This is a genomic window from Microbacterium sp. LWH13-1.2, assembly GCF_038397735.1.
In the GTDB taxonomy this organism is placed as follows: domain Bacteria; phylum Actinomycetota; class Actinomycetes; order Actinomycetales; family Microbacteriaceae; genus Microbacterium.
In genome coordinates, this window is sequence record NZ_CP151635.1 from 3,731,313 (window position 1) to 3,746,248 (window position 14,936).

The window sequence follows — 14,936 nt, forward strand, 5'->3', positions numbered from 1 at the left end:
CCCAAGGAGAAGCAATGAAGCTCAGAAAGTCCCTGATCGCTGTCGCGGCGATCTCCGCCCTCAGCATCTCGGCCCTCGCCGGCTGCGCCGCCGGCGGATCGAACGACAGCGGCTCCGGAGACGGTGCCGCCCTGACGATCGCGAAGCCCGACGGTGCGATCACCACCGAGTCGAACAACCCGTACGTCGGCGACTCGTCGGCCTCGAAGTACGGCTACGGCAAGGTCATCTTCGAGACGCTGGGCCTCGTGAACCAGACCGGCGACCGCGAGGTCACGCCCTGGCTCGCCGAGAGCATCGAGTGGAACGACGACTACACCGCGGTCACGGTCGTGCCCCGCAAGGACATCACCTGGAGCGACGGTGAGCCGTTCACCGCCGACGACATCGTCTTCACCTACGAGCTCGTCTCGACGCCCGAGCTCGACACCGCCGGACTCAAGTTCGAGGGCGCGACCGTCGAGGGCGACGCCGTCACGCTCACCTTCGGGGAGTCGAAGTACGTCAACCAGGCCCGCGTGCTGCACGTGCCCATCGTGCCGAAGCACATCTGGGAGAAGTTCGACGAGCCCGCGACCGACCCGGTCAAGGGCGACGACCTGGTCGGCACCGGCCCGTACGCGCTGTCGAACTGGTCGACCGAGTCGGTCACGCTCGAAGCCCGTGACGACTACTGGGGTGGCGACCTCGCCGTTCCCGAGCTGCACTACGTCTCGTACGGCGACAACACGGCGCTCACCACCGCGCTCGCGCAGGGCGAGGCCGACTGGGCACAGGCGTTCATCCCGCAGATCCAGGAGCAGTTCCTCGACGCCGACCCCGAGCACAACAAGTTCTTCGTCGCTCCGACCACCGGGTCGGCCACGCTGTTCATGAACCTGCAGCAGAAGCCGTTCGACGACGTCGCGTTCCGCAAGGCCCTCGCCTGGGTGATCGACCGCGACGCCTACGTCGACATCGCCCGTGAGGGTGCCAGCGAGCCGGTGTGGTCCGTCACCGGTCTCTCCTCGATCCTCGAAGACGAGATCCAGCCCGAGTTCGAGGGCCAGGACTACTCGGTCGACGCCGAGAAGGCGCGCGGGATCCTCGAAGAGGCCGGCTACACCTGGAAGGACGACGCGCTCGTCGACCCCGAAGGCACGCCCGTCTCGTTCACCCTCTCCGTCCCCTCCGGATGGAGCGACTGGAACACGGCGCAGGAACTCATCGCCGAGGACATCACCGAGGCGATCGGCGCCGAGGTCAAGATCGACATGCCCGACTGGGGCGGCTGGGCCGGACCCCGCGACGAGGGCACCTTCTCGGCCATCATCCACTGGCTCGAGGACAGCGGCACGGCCTACGGCCTCTACACCTCGACGATGGACCCGCGTTGGATCTCGCCCGAGGGCATCGCAGGATTCAACTTCGGACGCTTCGAAGACCCTGCGGCCACCGAGGCGCTCAACACCTACGCGAACGCGTCGTCGGACGAGGAGCGCACCGCGGCGATCACCACCCTCGAGCAGATCTTCGTCGACCAGGTGCCGGCGATCCCGCTCGGAGCGCACCCGCTGCTCGGCGAGTACAACACCCGCAACTACGTGGGATGGCCGTCCGAGGACGACCCCTACGCCTCGGGTGACCCGACGCAGCAGAACATCGTGATGATCCTCACGAAGCTGAAGCCGGCCGAGTAAGCAGTGCAGGGAGGGGCGGATGCTGCGCGCATCCGCCCCTCCCACCGACCTCCCGACCGACGAAGGACCCCTCATGTCAGAACCCCTGCTCAGCGTGCGCGACTTCTCGGTCGTGTACGACGTCGATCCGCCCGTCGAGGCGGTGAAGAACGTGACGCTCGAACTGCAGCGAGGCGAGATCCTCGGCCTCGCGGGAGAGAGCGGATGCGGCAAGACCACGCTCGCCTACGGGGTGCAGCGCCTGCTGCGGGCACCGGCCGTGATCGCGGGCGGCAGCGTGACCTTCCACGATGCATCCGGCGTCGACATCGACATCAACGCCCTCGACGTCGACGCGATGCAGAAGTTCCGCTGGGACAAGGTCTCGATGGTGTTCCAGGGGGCGATGAACGCGCTCAACCCCGTCGCCACGATCGGGTCGCAGCTCGAGGACGTCTTCGAGATCCACCGGCCCGACATGACTCGCCGCCAGCGTCGTGCCGAGGCCGAAGAGCTCCTCGAGATCGTCAAGGTGGGGCGTCAGCGCACCCGCTCGTTCCCGCACGAGCTGTCCGGCGGCATGCGCCAGCGTGTCATGATCGCGATGGCCCTCGCCCTCCGCCCGCAGCTCATGGTCATGGACGAGCCGACCACCGCACTCGACGTGCTGGTGCAGCGAGAGATCCTCAAGCAGATCTCGCAGCTGCGTCGCGAGTTCGGCTTCTCGGTGATCTTCATCACGCACGACCTCCCCCTGCTGCTCGAGATCAGCGACCGCATCGCGATCATGCGCGAGGGAGAGATCGTCGAGCTCGCCTCCGCCGAGCAGATCTGGACCGATCCGCAGAACGACTACACGAAGACGCTGCTCTCGTCGTTCCCCCGTCTCACCGGCGCGCGAGGAGTGCTGACCCGATGACCACTCTCGAGTTCTCCCATGTCACCAAGACCTACAACGTCCGCGGAGCCGGTCAGCTCAAGGCGCTCGACGACGTCAGCTTCACCCTGACCTCCGGGCAGACCATCGGCCTGGTCGGTCAGTCCGGAAGCGGAAAATCGACGATCGCGAAGATCCTCACCCAGCTCGAGACGCCCACGACAGGAGAGGTGCGCCTCGACGGCAAGCCGATCCCTCGGCGCGGCAGGGGACTGCGGAAGTACCGTCAGCAGCTGCGGATGGTGTTCCAGGATCCGTTCGCGTCGCTCAACCCGTACCACTCGATCAGGTACCACATCGAACGACCGATCCGCCTCGACGACGTCGTGCCGAAGAAGGAGACCGAAGCCGAGGTGCGGCGCCTGCTCGAGCGCGTGCGGCTCGACGCGGATGCCGTGATCGACCGCCGCCCGCATGAGCTCTCGGGCGGTCAGCGTCAGCGTGTGGCGATCGCCCGTGCGCTCGCGTCCCGCCCGTCGCTGCTCGTCGCCGACGAGCCGGTGTCGATGCTCGATGTGTCGATCCGCCTCGGGGTGCTGAACCTGCTCGCCGACCTGCAGCGCGAAGAGGGTCTCGGCGTTCTGTACATCACCCACGACCTCGCCACCGCACGCCACTTCAGCGACAAGATCATGGTGCTCAATCAGGGTCGAGTCGTCGAGTACGGCGATGCCGACGACGTCATCCTCAACCCTCAGGACCCCTACACGCGCGAACTGCGGGCGGCCTCTCCCGACCCCGACAAGCACTTCGCGACGGCCGGCTCGCACGGAGGTGCACAGTGACCACCGCATCCCCCGATCTGGGTCAGATCGACCAGGAGAGCCGCGACGCGCTCGAGGTCGGCACCACCGCGACCACCGCGCAGAAGGGGCGCGCCCTCGTGCCGTGGCGGTTCTTCGCCGGTCGGGCGGGCTTCTACCTGTTCACGCTGTGGGCCGCCATCACGATCAACTTCTTCCTGCCGCGGTTCATGAAGGGCGACGCGGTCAGCTCGTACCTCGCCCGCAACCGCAACATCAGCCCGGAGGCGGCGGACTCGCTGCGCGCTCTGCTCGGCATCGACACCGACAAGTCGATGTGGCAGCAGTACCTCGACTACTGGGCGATGCTGTTCCGCGGTGACCTCGGCATCTCGACGCTGCACGGTCTGCGGCCGGTGTCGGAGGTGCTGGCATCCGCCCTCCCGTGGACGCTCGGTCTCGTCGGTCTCGCGACGATCATCTCGTTCATGCTCGGCACGGTGGGCGGCGCGATCGTCGGCTGGAAGCGCGGCAGCAGGCTCGACGCGCTCATCCCGATCACGACGTTCTTCAACACCATCCCGTACTTCTGGCTCGGGCTCATCGCGATCGCGATCTTCTCGTCGACCCTGAAGTGGTTCCCGTCATCGCACGCCTACGACAAGGGGCAATCGCCCGAGTGGAGCTTCGACTTCATCGGTCAGGTGATCGTGCACGGCACCCTGCCGGCCGTCACGATCATCATCGCGTCGCTCGGCGGCTGGATGCTGGGCATGCGCAACATGATGCTCACGGTGCTCGACGAGGACTACATCACGGTGGCGCAGGCCAAGGGAATGCCGAACAAGCGCGTGCTGTGGGCATACGCCGCCCGCAATGCCGTGCTGCCGCAGATCCAGAGCTTCGCGCTGTCTATCGGCTTCATCGTCGGCGGCACGATCGTCATGGAGATGGTCTTCAGCTACCCCGGCGTCGGCAAGCTGCTGCTCGATGCCACCAACGCGAAGGACTTCGCCCTGATGCAGGGGGTGTTCCTGGTGATCACCCTGTCGGTGCTGGTCGCCAACATCCTGGCGGACGTCGTCTACGCGTACCTCGACCCGCGCACGCGCCAGACGGAGGCCTGACATGAGCGTTCCCACTTCGACCGACACCACGGCGCCCGACGGCAGCGCCATCCCCACCGGGATGCCGGAGACCGCGACGTTCCGCACCGCGAGCGACGTCACGCCGACGCGCAAGACCTTCTGGTCGCAGCTGGTGCAGGCGTTCGCGATGTTCCGCAACCCCAAGTCGATCGCCGGCCTGATCATCCTCGGGGTGTTCGTGCTGATCGCGATCTTCGCGCCGCTGCTCGCGCCCTACGGGGCCACGCAGAAGGACCGCACGGCGCTCCGCCAGCCGCCGTCGCTCGACCACTGGCTCGGCACCACCCACATGGGCGAGGACGTGCTGAGCCAGCTCATCTTCGGCACCCGCGGCGTCGTCGTGGTCGGCTTCCTCTCGGCGATCATCGCGACGATCATCGCGATCACGATCGGCGTCATCGCCGGCTACGTCCGCGGGTGGAAGAGCGAGTCGCTGTCGGCGCTCACGAACGTGTTCCTCGTGATCCCCGGCATCCCGCTGATCATCATCGTGGCCTCGCAGTTCGAGAACCCGCCGCTGATCGTGATCGCCGCCGTGCTGGGCCTCACTGGATGGGCCTGGGGTGCGCGCGTGCTGCGGGCGCAGACCATGTCGCTGCGCAACCGCGACTTCATCCAGGCGGCCCGCGCCAACGGCGAGCCGCTGCACCGCATCATCACGGTCGAGATGCTCCCGAACCTCATGGCGCTGATCGCGTCGAGCTTCGTCGGCACCGTCACCGCGGCCATCCTCGGTCTCACGACTCTCGCCTTCATCGGCGTGATCCCGGTGAGCAACCTCAACTGGGGCACGATCCTGTTCTGGGCGCAGCAGAACGGCGCGTTCCCGCGGCTGTGGTGGTGGTACGTGCCGGCAGGTCTCTGCATCGCGATCATCGGCGTGGCTCTGTCGCTCATCAACTTCGGCATCGACGAGTACGTCAACCCGAGGCTGCGGTCGGCGGGTGAGCGCGCCCGCGCGATGAAGAAGAAGGGCCTCAACGTGAACGACCCGGTGACGGCGGTGCGGAGCGTACCCACGACCGACTCGGGTACCGTGCAGAGCGCGGCGACAGCGACGACGAGCCATACGAAGACACACAGCACGAAGACCGATACGAAGACACAGAACGCCGAGTGATGACCTCTCAGACCCTGACCGAATCCCTGCCGTACCTCGACCCCGAACTGCCGATCGCGGCACGCGTCGCCGACCTCCTCGATCGCATGACGGTCGAGGAGAAGATCGGGCAGATGCTGCAGCTCGACGCCCGTGACGACCTCGACGATCACGTGCTCGGAAAGCACGTCGGCTCGATCCTGCACACCTCGCCCGAGCGCATCATCCGCGCCAACGAGCTGACCTCCCAGACCCGGCTGCGCATCCCGCTGCTGGTCGGCGAGGACTGCATCCACGGCCACTCGTTCTGGCCCGGTGCGACCATCTACCCGACCCAGCTCGGCATGGCCGCGACCTGGGACGCCGAGCTCGTCGAGAAGGTGGCCAGGGCCACCGCTGTCGAGGTCGCGTCGACCGGCATCCACTGGACCTTCTCTCCGGTGCTGTGCATCGCGCGCGACCTGCGCTGGGGCCGTATCGACGAGACGTTCGGTGAAGACCCGTTCCTGATCGGCGAACTCGCCTCGGCGATGGTGCGCGGATACCAGGGCGACGGCCTCGACGACCCGACCGCGATCCTCGCGACGGCCAAGCACTTCGCCGGCTACTCCGAGACGCAGGGCGGGCGCGACGCGAGCGAGGCCGACATCTCGCGGCGCAAGCTGCGGTCATGGTTCCTGCCGCCGTTCGAGCGCGTCGCCCGCGAGGGATGCCGCACGTTCATGCTCGGCTACCAGACCACCGATGGCGTGCCGATCACGGTCAACGACTGGCTGCTGAGCGACGTGCTGCGCGGCGAGTGGGGCTATACCGGCACGCTCATCACCGACTGGGACAACGTCGGTCGCATGGTGTGGGAGCAGCAGGTGCAGCCCGACTACGCGCACGCCTCGGCCGCCGCCGTGACCGCGGGCAACGACATGGTCATGAACACCCCCGGCTTCTTCGAGGGTGCGCTCGAGGCGGTATCGAACGGTCTCCTCGCGGAGGACGCCTTCGACGACGCCGTGGCCCGCATCCTCACCCTCAAGTTCGAGCTCGGACTCTTCGAGAACCCCCGCCTGCCGCAGGACGACCTGGATGCCGTAGTCGGCAGCGCCGCACACGCACAGCTCAACCTCGAGACGGCGCGCCGCTCGATCGTGCTGCTCGAGAACGACGGCGTGCTGCCGCTCGACGCCGCGGCAGACCTGAAGGTCGCCGTGGTGGGTCCGCTCGCCGACGACGCCCAGACGCAACTCGGTGACTGGGCGGGGGGCTCCGGTCAGGCCGGCTGGCTCGACGGACAGCCGCGCGAGATGATCACGACCGTGCTCGACGGCCTTGCGGGCGTCGACGGATGGTCGGTCACGCGTGCCCGCGGCGCCGAGATCCTCACTCTCGAGGACGACCCTCGCGGTTCGAAGTTCCCCGACGGTCAGCCTCGACCCTCGGTCGTCGTGCCGGCGCCGGCTGACGACGTGCTCATCGCCGAGGCTGTCGCCGCGGCTGAGGCGTCCGACGTCGTCGTCGCCGTGGTCGGAGACCGCATCGAGCTCGTCGGTGAAGGGCGATCGACCGCGACGCTCGAACTGATCGGCGGGCAGAACGCCCTGCTCGACGCGCTGATCGCGACGGGGAAGCCCGTGGTGATCGTGCTGCTCGCATCCAAGCCGCTGGTGCTTCCGGCATCCGCCTCGCAGGCCGCCGCCGTCATCTGGGCTGCCAATCCCGGCATGCAGGGTGGCCGGGCGCTCGCCGAGATCATCTCGGGTGCCGTCGAGCCGTCAGGCCGCCTGCCGATCTCGTTCGCCCGCCACGTCGGCCAGCAGCCGACCTACTACAACCAGATCCGCGGACAGCACGGCGACCGCTACGCCGATCTCACCCAGTCTCCGGCCTGGGCGTTCGGCGAGGGGCTGTCGTACTCGACGGTCGTGTACGGCGACCTGGAGCTCGCGTCCGATCGGCTCGGCCACGACGACACGATCGTCGCCGAGGTGACGGTCACGAACACGGGTTCACGACCCGCACGCGAGACCGTGCAGGTCTACGTGCGCGACTCCGTCACGAGTGTCAGCTGGGCGGACAAGGAGCTCAAGACCTACCGCCAGGTCGACGTCGCGCCGGGGGAGTCCGTGCGCGTGCGCCTCGACCTGCCCGTCGCCGACTGCTCGATCGTGGATGCCGCCGGCATCCGCCTCGTGGAGTCGGGTGCGTTCGAGCTGCTCGTGGGCTCGAGCTCGCGTGACGACGCGCTGCTGAGCGCCGCGTTCACGGTTTCCTGAATCGACCTCTGAATCACGTCGTGACGAGGACGCTCAGGCGTCCTCGTCACGCAGGCGCTGGGGCCCTGCGCCCTGGCTGCCGAGAGCGTCGTCGGGGTTGAGCAGGCCGCACGCCTTCATCGACAGACAGCCGCAGCCTATGCATCCGGTGAGTTCGCGCTCGAGACGCTCGATCCCCTCGCGGCGTTTCTCGAGCTCGCGCTTCCAGCGCCTCGACGCGCGCTGCCAGTCGGCATGACTCGGGGTCTCGGTCAGGGGCACGTCGGCGAATGCGTGCTGCACGTCGGAGAGGGGGATGCCGAGGCGCTTCGCCACCGTGATGAGCGAGACCCGCCGCAGCATGTGACGCGCGTAACGGCGCTGATTTCCGGCAGTGCGCGTCGACGCGATGAGTCCGAGGCTCTCGTAGAAGTGCAGCGCCGAGGGCGCGACGCCGGTGCGCCTGCTCATCTCACCGATCGTCAGCGGTTCGTCGGGGCCGTGGACGGCCCGATCGGAATCTGTCTCTGCGGTCATCCGGACCTCCTCGATTTGACCTCAAGCGTACTTGAGGTCTTACGTTTGCAGATGTGACCGCGACAGGAAGTGACCGATGACCTATGTGATCGCGCTGCCCTGCGTCGATGTCAAGGACCGTGCGTGCATCGACGAATGCCCGGTTGACTGCATCTATGAGGGCGAGCGCTCGCTGTACATCCACCCGGACGAATGCGTCGACTGCGGCGCGTGCGAACCCGTCTGCCCCGTCGAGGCGATCTACTACGAGGATGACCTGCCTGACGAGTGGCAGGACTACTACAAGGCCAACGTCGAGTTCTTCGACGAGATGGGATCCCCCGGTGGTGCCGCCAAGCTCGGCGTCATCGAGCGCGATCATCCGATCATCACAGCCCTTCCGCCCCAGGAGGCACCCGAATGAGCAGTCAGTCCCACCCCGCAGCCCCCGTTCCCTCCGAGGTCGGTGAAGGGCTCAAAGCCGCGTTCCGCGCGCATCCGGCAGGGGTCGCGATCATCACCGCGATGACTCCCGCAGGACCGGTCGGCCTCACGGCGTCGAGCGTCGCATCCGTCGCGGTCGACCCCGCGGCGATCGTGTTCTCGGTGACCAGGGCCACCGGCAGCGCCGGCTCGATCCTCAACGCCGAGTCGTTCGTCGTGCACCTGATCGACGACGAGCACTCGGCCCTCGCGCAGAGCTTCGCGGTGAGCGGCGCCGACCGCTTCACGCCCGAACAGGGCTGGAGCACCCTTCCGACCGGTGAGCCGTACCTCGCCGAGGCGCGCGCCGCGATGCGCGGTCACACGATGTCGACGGTCGCCGTCGGCTCGTCGACCGTCGTGGTCGCCGAGATCGACGAGGTGCTGCTCGGGCGGCCGGGGCGACCGCTCGTCTACCTCGACCGCCGATTCCACTCACTCCCCACCGATCAGAACGACTGAAAGGAACAGCATGACCACTCTGTACACCCTCCCCGAGCTGCCGTACGACTACTCGGCACTCGCCCCGCACATCTCGGGCACGATCATGGAGCTGCACCACTCGAAGCACCACCAGGCCTATGTCACAGGTGCCAACACGGCCCTCGAGCAGCTGGCTGCGGCCCGGGACTCGAACGACTTCGCCGCGGTGAACAAGCTCGAGAAGGACCTCGCCTTCAACCTCGGCGGACACATCAACCACTCGGTGTTCTGGGAGAACCTGTCTCCCGACGGCGGCGGCAACCCCGAAGGAGAACTCGAGGCGGCGCTGACCGATGCCTTCGGTTCGATCGACGCCTTCCGCGCGCACTTCACGGCGACCGCGCTCGGCGTGCAGGGCTCGGGCTGGGCCGTTCTCGCCTGGGACAGCGTCGGAGCGCGACCCGTCATCTTCCAGCTGTTCGACCAGCAGGGCAACGCGCCGCTCGGTGTCACGCCGCTGCTGCAGCTCGACGTCTGGGAGCACGCGTACTACCTCGACTACCTCAACGTGCGCGCCGACTACGTCAAGGCGTTCTGGGAGCTCGTCAACTGGGCAGACGTGCAGCGCCGCTTCGCTGCCGTGCAGGAGAAGACCGCAGGGCTCATCGTCGCCCGCTGACCTGCTCGCCTCCCGTTCGGCTGTTCATTCGGCTGACGGAATCCCGCCGGGCCGGCGGATGCCACGGCATCGGCCGGCCCAGCGGGGAATCCCCAGCCATTCGTGACGTGTATGCCGGCGCCGGTGCCGGCCGCGTCAGGCGAGCAGCTCGCCCGCGAGCGCCTCGATGCGGCGGCGGATCTCGTCGCGGATCGGTCGCACGGAGTCGATGCCCTGGCCAGCCGGATCGTCGAGCTTCCAGTCCTCGTAGCGCTTGCCGGGGAAGAACGGGCAGGCGTCGCCGCATCCCATCGTGATGACGACATCGGATGCCTGCACGGCCTCGGTCGTGAGCACCTTGGGCTGCTCGGCGGTGATGTCGATGCCGAGCTCGCCCATCGCCTCGACCGCGATCGGGTTGATCTGGTCGGCCGGCATCGAGCCGGCCGAGCGGACCTCGATGCGGTCGCCCGCGAAGTCCCGGAGGAACCCGGCCGCCATCTGCGAGCGTCCCGCGTTGTGCACGCACACGAAGAGGACGGAGGGGATGCTGGTGGTCGTCATGATGTCTCCAGGGTAAGTGAGCGGGCGGGGCTGAGGGCGATCGAGGGCGTCCTTCCGATCTGGATCGTCGCGGGCGCAGCACAGCAGCTGCCCGCGTTGTCTTCGAAGTCTCCGGATCCCCCGCACACGCCCGTAGCAGGCAGCGAGAGTTCGTTGCGGGCGGCGCCCTCATGGTCCCCGACGAGGTGGGCCGCGACGCTGCGCACCTGCTCGTACCCGGTCAGGGCGAGGAATGTCGGGGCGCGGCCATACGACTTGGCCCCGACGATGAACAGTCCCGGCTCGGGTTGGGTGAGCTGGCGTGCGCCGGTCGCCGCCACAGAGCCGCAGGAGTGGATGTTCGGGTCGATCTCCGAAGCGATGCCGGCGACGGCCTCGAGCGTGACGTCGAGGTCTATCCGCACCTCTCGAAGAATCCCGGTGTCGGGCCGGAAGCCCGTCAGTGCGAACACCCGCCCGACGGACGACACCTCTCGCCCGTCTTCTGCGACGATCGTCACGCCCTCGTCGGTTCGGCGGAACTCGGCGACCCGGAACCCTGTCACGAGATCCACGACCCCGTCGTCGATCACCTTGCGTGCGCGGGAGCCGAGTGCGGCGCGCTCAGGCAGCTCGTCTCCGCTGCCGCCGCCGAAGACGTTTGCGGCACTCCCGCGGCGAAGCACCCAGGTGACGCGCGTCCCCGGCGATCGGCGGGCCAGCTCACTCAGGCGCAGCACGGCATGCGTGGCGGAGTGCCCCGCCCCGACCACGACGATGTGCGAACCCGCGAGATCCGAGACGTCGGCAGGGATGCGGTAGGTGATGAGGTCGGATGCCGCTCGCTCGCCGAGGGCCGGGAACCCGTCCGCCCCGGCCGGATTGGGAAGATCCCACGTACCGCTCGCGTCGATCACCGCGCGGGCGAGAAGTCGGGATTCGTTACCGTCGGCATCGACCGTGTGCACGACGAACGGCTGGCTCTTGCGCCCTGCGTCGACGACCTTGTCGCGGCCCTGGCGGGCGACCCCGGTGACGGACGTCGCGTAGCGGATCCGCTCGCCCAGAGCATCGGCGAGGGGAGCCAGATAGTCGCTCACCCACTCCGCCCCGGTCGGGTATCCCGAGGCAGGCGCGCTCCATCCGGTCGGCTCGAGCAGGCGACGGGCGGCGGCGTCCGTGAGCTCCGGCCACGCGGAGAAGAGGCGCACATGCCCCCACTCGGAGACTGCGGCGGCGGCGCCGACCCCGCGTTCGACGACGACGACGTTCTCGCCCCGTTCGACGAGGTGCGCCGCTGCGGCCAGTCCCTGGGGGCCCGCTCCGATGACGACGACAGGAAGCTCGGACATCACATCTCCTCAGATCGAAAAACTTCAATATGAGAAGCGTCACTCACGTATCGAAGAATGTCAATACGTGAGAGGATGTCGGCATGACGCTTCCGGTGACCATCGCTGAGACCAGCTGCTGCGCGCCGGGAACAGCATCCGCTCTGCCCCTCGCCGAGGCCGAGCGCATCGCCCGTCTGTTCAAGGCTCTCGGCGACCCGACGCGGATCCGCCTGCTGTCGCTGATCTCATCGGCTGAGGGCGGAGAGGCCTGCATCTGCGATCTCACCGGCCCCGTCGGCCTCTCGCAGGGCACCGTCTCGCACCACATGAAGCTGCTCGCCGACGCGGGCCTCGTCACTCGTGAGCAGCGCGGGAAATGGGCGTACTTCGCACTGGCAGACGGTGCTCTCGATGCAGCAGGGGATGCGCTGCGCGACGTCTGAATTCCTCAGGCGCTGCCGGATAGGCTGGTCGTATGGCCCTCCTCTCGATCGCCGGTTCGGCGCGTGCTCCGCATGAGCTGCGCTCGGCGACGCCGATGAAGGAATGGATGCGCGTCGTGATGCACCCGGGCACGAACGGTTGGACCAGTGTGTGGGGCACCCTCTCGCACGGCGAGATCGCGGGCTGCCCGCCGCCACGCGACTAGACCACGCCTCACTCGGGGCGGTGGTCTCCTGCGCCATCCACTCCTTCTTCCGCGTGAGGTCTTGCCGTGTCCCCTTCTCCCACCCGTCCCCGCCTGCGTCTGGCTCCGCACGAGCTGTGGCGGGGCATCCGCTCCAACGCCCGAAGTGACGTCCTCGGCGGGTCGCTCCTGCTCGCCGCCACCGTCGCGGCCCTGATCCTCGCCAACACCCCCGCGGTGTCATGGTACGAGTCCGTGCGCGACTTCACCTTCGGCATCCCCGAGCTGCACCTCGACCTCAGCGTCGGAGCCTGGGCGGCCGACGGACTGCTGGCGATCTTCTTCTTCGTCGTCGGCCTCGAGCTGAAAGAGGAGTTCGTCACCGGCCGCCTGCGCGATCCGCGTCAGGCGGCGCTGCCGATCGCCGCGGCTGTCGGCGGCGTCATCGTGCCCGCCGTCATCTTCGCGGTGATCAACGGGGGAGACGGCGACGCACTGCGCGGCTGGGCGATTCCGACCGCGACCGACATCGCCTTCGCGGTCGCGGTGATCGCAGTGGTCGGCAAGTTCCTGCCTCCCGCCCTGCGCGTCTTCCTGCTGACGTTGGCGATCATCGACGACCTCATCGCCATCACGATCATCGCGACGTTCTACACCGACACGATCAGCTTCCCGTGGCTCGCCCTCGCCCTGCTCCCGCTCGCCGGATTCGCTTTCCTCGTGCAGCGGGGGGTGCGCGCGTGGTGGATCCTGCTGCCGCTCGCGGTGGCGGTGTGGGTCTGCATCCATGCCGCAGGCGTGCACGCCACGGTCGCCGGCGTGCTTCTCGGATTCGTGGTGCCGGTGCTGCCGTCCGAGCGTGCGCGGGTGCGCGCGGGCGAGGACGCGAACGGTGAGCCTCTGTATGACGGCATGGCGCCGCACTTCGCAGACCGCTGGGGTGTCGTGGCGACACTGTTCGCGGTTCCGGTCTTCGCCTTCTTCGCGGCGGGCGTCACGATCGGCGGTCTCGAAGGACTCCGCTCGGCCCTGACCGACCCCATCGCGATCGGCATCATCGTCGGGCTCGTGCTGGGCAAGCCGATCGGGATCCTCGCGACCACTTTCCTGCTCAGCCGTGTGCCGGCTCTGCGTCTCGACGCGACTCTTCGCTGGCCCGACCTCGCGGGAATGGCGTTCCTCGCGGGGATCGGATTCACCGTCTCGCTGCTCGTCGGTGAACTCGCCTACGGGTCGAGTTCGGTCGCCGACGAACACGTCAAGATCGGCGTGCTCGTCGGCTCTCTGCTCGCGGCGATCCTCGGCGGGCTCGTGCTCGCCAGACGCAACGCGCTCGCGCGCCGGTCGCAGCTGGGCGTCTGATGACGAACGGCCGAGCTCACAGCTGCCACCCGCGGTGGACCGAAGCGTCCCCTCGGTCGGAGCCGCCGCGAGGGATGCTCCGAGGCTAGCCGACCAGTCGCGCGGTGGTCCCTCGGACGTTCAGCTCGTAGGGGAGTGCCGCGGGGATGCCGGCGGCGTCGCCCTCGGCGAGCTTGGCGAGCACGGCATCGGCCGCTCGCTCGCCCTGGCCGAGGGGGAACTGGTCGACGGTCGTGAGGCGGAAGAACTCGCCGAGCTCGTGGCCGTCGATGCCGACGATCGAGAGGTCTTCCGGCACCGCGAAGCCGAGGTCGCGCGCCGCGAGCAGGGCGCCGATCGCCATCTCGTCCGACGCCGCGAACACGGCGGTCGGGCGAGGACCGGGGCGACCGAGCAGCTGCTTCGCGGCTCGGTATCCGCCCTCGACCGTGAAGTCGGCCGGCTCGAGGAAGGCGTGATTCAGCGGGATGCCCGCCTTCGCCAGCGCCTTCTCGAAGCCGAGGCGACGGTTCGTGGGGATGTGGAAGTCGATGTCGAACTCGGGGTTCGCGCCGATGTGCGCGATGTCGCGGTGACCGAGGCCGATCAGGTGCTCTGTCGCGAGCTGGGCGACCGCGACGTCGTCGACCGTGAGGGTGTCGAGCTTCGGATTCGGTCCGCCGATCGCGATCACCGGCAGGCCGAGGTCGAGCAGGTACTGGGTCTCGTCGTCGTCGAGCTCGATCGACACCGCGATCACCGCATCCACCCGCTGGCGGCGCAGGAACGTGTCGAACACGTGTCGGCGCACATCCTTGTCGGCGGTGATGTTGTAGAGCGTGATGTCGTAGCCCTCGCGCATCAGCGCTGACGACACCCCCGACAGCACGGTGCTGAAGAACCAGCGGTCGAGAAACGGCACGACCACGCCGATGTTGCGGGTGCGGCCGGATGCCAGACTCGACGCCCGGGACGATACGACATAGCCGAGCGCGGACGCTGCCTCCTGCACGCGCAGGCGCGCGGACTCCGAGACATGGCCTCGGCCGCTCAGGGCGCGCGAGACCGTGGCCGTCGAGACGCCGGCGAGCCGGGCGACCTCATCGATGCTCGCCATGGGATTCCTCTCTGAGCCGGAGAGGCCGCGGCATCCCCGTCGGATGCCGCGGCCCCACCGTG

The 14,936-nt window shown here is 68.2% G+C and carries 16 protein-coding genes; 12 read left to right on the forward strand and 4 right to left on the reverse strand.

Annotation, left to right across the window (positions count from 1 at the left end):
- Window positions 1–14 precede the first annotated feature (14 nt).
- The 6 genes from MRBLWH13_RS18065 (at window position 15) to MRBLWH13_RS18090 (ending at window position 7,852) form a co-directional block, all read left to right on the forward strand.
- On the forward strand, window positions 15–1,679 hold the full coding sequence (locus MRBLWH13_RS18065) for an ABC transporter substrate-binding protein (RefSeq protein WP_341956281.1): 1,665 nt from the start codon (window positions 15–17) through the stop codon (window positions 1,677–1,679).
- Window positions 1,680–1,752: 73 nt separating this feature from the next.
- A complete protein-coding gene (locus MRBLWH13_RS18070; protein WP_341956282.1) occupies window positions 1,753–2,577 on the forward strand; it encodes an ABC transporter ATP-binding protein in 825 nt (274 codons plus the stop codon).
- Complete coding sequence (locus tag MRBLWH13_RS18075) at window positions 2,574–3,380, forward strand: ATP-binding cassette domain-containing protein (protein ID WP_341956283.1); 807 nt, start codon at window positions 2,574–2,576, stop codon at window positions 3,378–3,380. The genes MRBLWH13_RS18070 and MRBLWH13_RS18075 overlap by 4 nt, the downstream gene beginning before the upstream one ends.
- Entirely contained in the window at window positions 3,377–4,465 is a 1,089-nt protein-coding gene (locus tag MRBLWH13_RS18080) for an ABC transporter permease (RefSeq protein WP_341956284.1), read from the forward strand. Before MRBLWH13_RS18075 ends, MRBLWH13_RS18080 begins: the two co-directional genes overlap by 4 nt.
- Window position 4,466: 1 nt before the next feature.
- Window positions 4,467–5,606, forward strand: a complete 1,140-nt coding sequence (locus tag MRBLWH13_RS18085; RefSeq protein WP_341956285.1) for an ABC transporter permease — start codon at window positions 4,467–4,469, stop codon at window positions 5,604–5,606.
- Entirely contained in the window at window positions 5,606–7,852 is a 2,247-nt protein-coding gene (locus MRBLWH13_RS18090) for a glycoside hydrolase family 3 N-terminal domain-containing protein (protein ID WP_341956286.1), read from the forward strand. Before MRBLWH13_RS18085 ends, MRBLWH13_RS18090 begins: the two co-directional genes overlap by 1 nt.
- Window positions 7,853–7,885: 33 nt before the next feature.
- Here MRBLWH13_RS18090 and soxR read toward each other — a convergent pair whose 3' ends face one another.
- The gene (gene soxR, locus MRBLWH13_RS18095; RefSeq protein WP_341956287.1) at window positions 7,886–8,368 is read right to left on the reverse strand and encodes a redox-sensitive transcriptional activator SoxR; all 483 of its coding nucleotides are present in this window, start codon (window positions 8,366–8,368) and stop codon (window positions 7,886–7,888) included.
- A 76-nt stretch (window positions 8,369–8,444) separates the two neighbouring features.
- Between soxR and fdxA the strand changes: the two genes are divergently transcribed.
- The 3 genes from fdxA to MRBLWH13_RS18110 are packed head-to-tail and all read left to right on the forward strand — an operon-like array spanning window position 8,445 to window position 9,932.
- Window positions 8,445–8,771 carry a ferredoxin gene (fdxA, locus tag MRBLWH13_RS18100; protein ID WP_120494986.1) on the forward strand — a complete coding sequence of 109 codons (327 nt, stop codon included), beginning with the start codon at window positions 8,445–8,447 and terminating at the stop codon, window positions 8,769–8,771.
- Window positions 8,768–9,292 (forward strand): flavin reductase family protein, encoded by a 525-nt coding sequence (locus MRBLWH13_RS18105; RefSeq protein ID WP_341956288.1) that lies wholly within the window; start codon window positions 8,768–8,770, stop codon window positions 9,290–9,292. Before fdxA ends, MRBLWH13_RS18105 begins: the two co-directional genes overlap by 4 nt.
- A 10-nt stretch (window positions 9,293–9,302) precedes the next feature.
- Window positions 9,303–9,932, forward strand: coding sequence for a superoxide dismutase (locus MRBLWH13_RS18110; RefSeq protein WP_341956289.1), 630 nt, complete (start codon window positions 9,303–9,305; stop codon window positions 9,930–9,932).
- A 135-nt stretch (window positions 9,933–10,067) separates the two neighbouring features.
- Here the strand turns inward: MRBLWH13_RS18110 and MRBLWH13_RS18115 are convergent, their stop codons facing one another.
- Together MRBLWH13_RS18115 and MRBLWH13_RS18120 are read right to left on the reverse strand one after the other, a co-directional pair.
- A complete protein-coding gene (locus MRBLWH13_RS18115) occupies window positions 10,068–10,475 on the reverse strand; it encodes an arsenate reductase ArsC (protein ID WP_341956290.1) in 408 nt (135 codons plus the stop codon).
- The gene (locus MRBLWH13_RS18120; RefSeq protein WP_341956291.1) at window positions 10,472–11,806 is read right to left on the reverse strand and encodes an NAD(P)-binding domain-containing protein; all 1,335 of its coding nucleotides are present in this window, start codon (window positions 11,804–11,806) and stop codon (window positions 10,472–10,474) included. The genes MRBLWH13_RS18115 and MRBLWH13_RS18120 overlap by 4 nt, the downstream gene beginning before the upstream one ends.
- 83 nt (window positions 11,807–11,889) lie before the next feature.
- Between MRBLWH13_RS18120 and MRBLWH13_RS18125 the strand changes: the two genes are divergently transcribed.
- The 3 genes from MRBLWH13_RS18125 to nhaA all read left to right on the forward strand — a co-directional run bounded on the left by MRBLWH13_RS18125 (window position 11,890) and on the right by nhaA (window position 13,778).
- Complete coding sequence (locus MRBLWH13_RS18125) at window positions 11,890–12,231, forward strand: metalloregulator ArsR/SmtB family transcription factor (protein WP_341956292.1); 342 nt, start codon at window positions 11,890–11,892, stop codon at window positions 12,229–12,231.
- Between the two features lie 32 nt (window positions 12,232–12,263).
- Window positions 12,264–12,437 carry a hypothetical protein gene (locus MRBLWH13_RS18130; RefSeq protein ID WP_164481742.1) on the forward strand — a complete coding sequence of 58 codons (174 nt, stop codon included), beginning with the start codon at window positions 12,264–12,266 and terminating at the stop codon, window positions 12,435–12,437.
- A gap of 66 nt (window positions 12,438–12,503) precedes the next feature.
- Window positions 12,504–13,778 carry a Na+/H+ antiporter NhaA gene (gene nhaA / locus MRBLWH13_RS18135; protein ID WP_341956293.1) on the forward strand — a complete coding sequence of 425 codons (1,275 nt, stop codon included), beginning with the start codon at window positions 12,504–12,506 and terminating at the stop codon, window positions 13,776–13,778.
- Between the two features lie 85 nt (window positions 13,779–13,863).
- On the opposite strand, the gene MRBLWH13_RS18140 is transcribed toward nhaA, so the two are convergent.
- Window positions 13,864–14,874: a LacI family DNA-binding transcriptional regulator gene (locus tag MRBLWH13_RS18140; RefSeq protein WP_341956294.1), complete on the reverse strand. Its 1,011-nt coding sequence runs from the start codon at window positions 14,872–14,874 to the stop codon at window positions 13,864–13,866.
- Between the last annotated feature and the right edge of the window lie 62 nt (window positions 14,875–14,936).

What these genes read in the sequence shown, in the direction of transcription:
- MRBLWH13_RS18065 (WP_341956281.1), top strand. Translation starts at nt 15, where the DNA reads ATGAAGCTCAGAAAGTCCCTGATCGCTGTCGCGGCGATCTCCGCCCTC.
- MRBLWH13_RS18070 (WP_341956282.1), top strand. Translation starts at nt 1,753, where the DNA reads ATGTCAGAACCCCTGCTCAGCGTGCGCGACTTCTCGGTCGTGTACGAC.
- MRBLWH13_RS18075 (WP_341956283.1), top strand. Translation starts at nt 2,574, where the DNA reads ATGACCACTCTCGAGTTCTCCCATGTCACCAAGACCTACAACGTCCGC.
- MRBLWH13_RS18085 (WP_341956285.1), top strand. Translation starts at nt 4,467, where the DNA reads ATGAGCGTTCCCACTTCGACCGACACCACGGCGCCCGACGGCAGCGCC.
- MRBLWH13_RS18090 (WP_341956286.1), top strand. Translation starts at nt 5,606, where the DNA reads ATGACCTCTCAGACCCTGACCGAATCCCTGCCGTACCTCGACCCCGAA.
- soxR (WP_341956287.1), bottom strand. Translation starts at nt 8,368, where the DNA reads ATGACCGCAGAGACAGATTCCGATCGGGCCGTCCACGGCCCCGACGAA.
- fdxA (WP_120494986.1), top strand. Translation starts at nt 8,445, where the DNA reads ATGACCTATGTGATCGCGCTGCCCTGCGTCGATGTCAAGGACCGTGCG.
- MRBLWH13_RS18105 (WP_341956288.1), top strand. Translation starts at nt 8,768, where the DNA reads ATGAGCAGTCAGTCCCACCCCGCAGCCCCCGTTCCCTCCGAGGTCGGT.
- MRBLWH13_RS18110 (WP_341956289.1), top strand. Translation starts at nt 9,303, where the DNA reads ATGACCACTCTGTACACCCTCCCCGAGCTGCCGTACGACTACTCGGCA.
- MRBLWH13_RS18115 (WP_341956290.1), bottom strand. Translation starts at nt 10,475, where the DNA reads ATGACGACCACCAGCATCCCCTCCGTCCTCTTCGTGTGCGTGCACAAC.
- MRBLWH13_RS18120 (WP_341956291.1), bottom strand. Translation starts at nt 11,806, where the DNA reads ATGTCCGAGCTTCCTGTCGTCGTCATCGGAGCGGGCCCCCAGGGACTG.
- MRBLWH13_RS18125 (WP_341956292.1), top strand. Translation starts at nt 11,890, where the DNA reads ATGACGCTTCCGGTGACCATCGCTGAGACCAGCTGCTGCGCGCCGGGA.
- MRBLWH13_RS18130 (WP_164481742.1), top strand. Translation starts at nt 12,264, where the DNA reads ATGGCCCTCCTCTCGATCGCCGGTTCGGCGCGTGCTCCGCATGAGCTG.
- MRBLWH13_RS18140 (WP_341956294.1), bottom strand. Translation starts at nt 14,874, where the DNA reads ATGGCGAGCATCGATGAGGTCGCCCGGCTCGCCGGCGTCTCGACGGCC.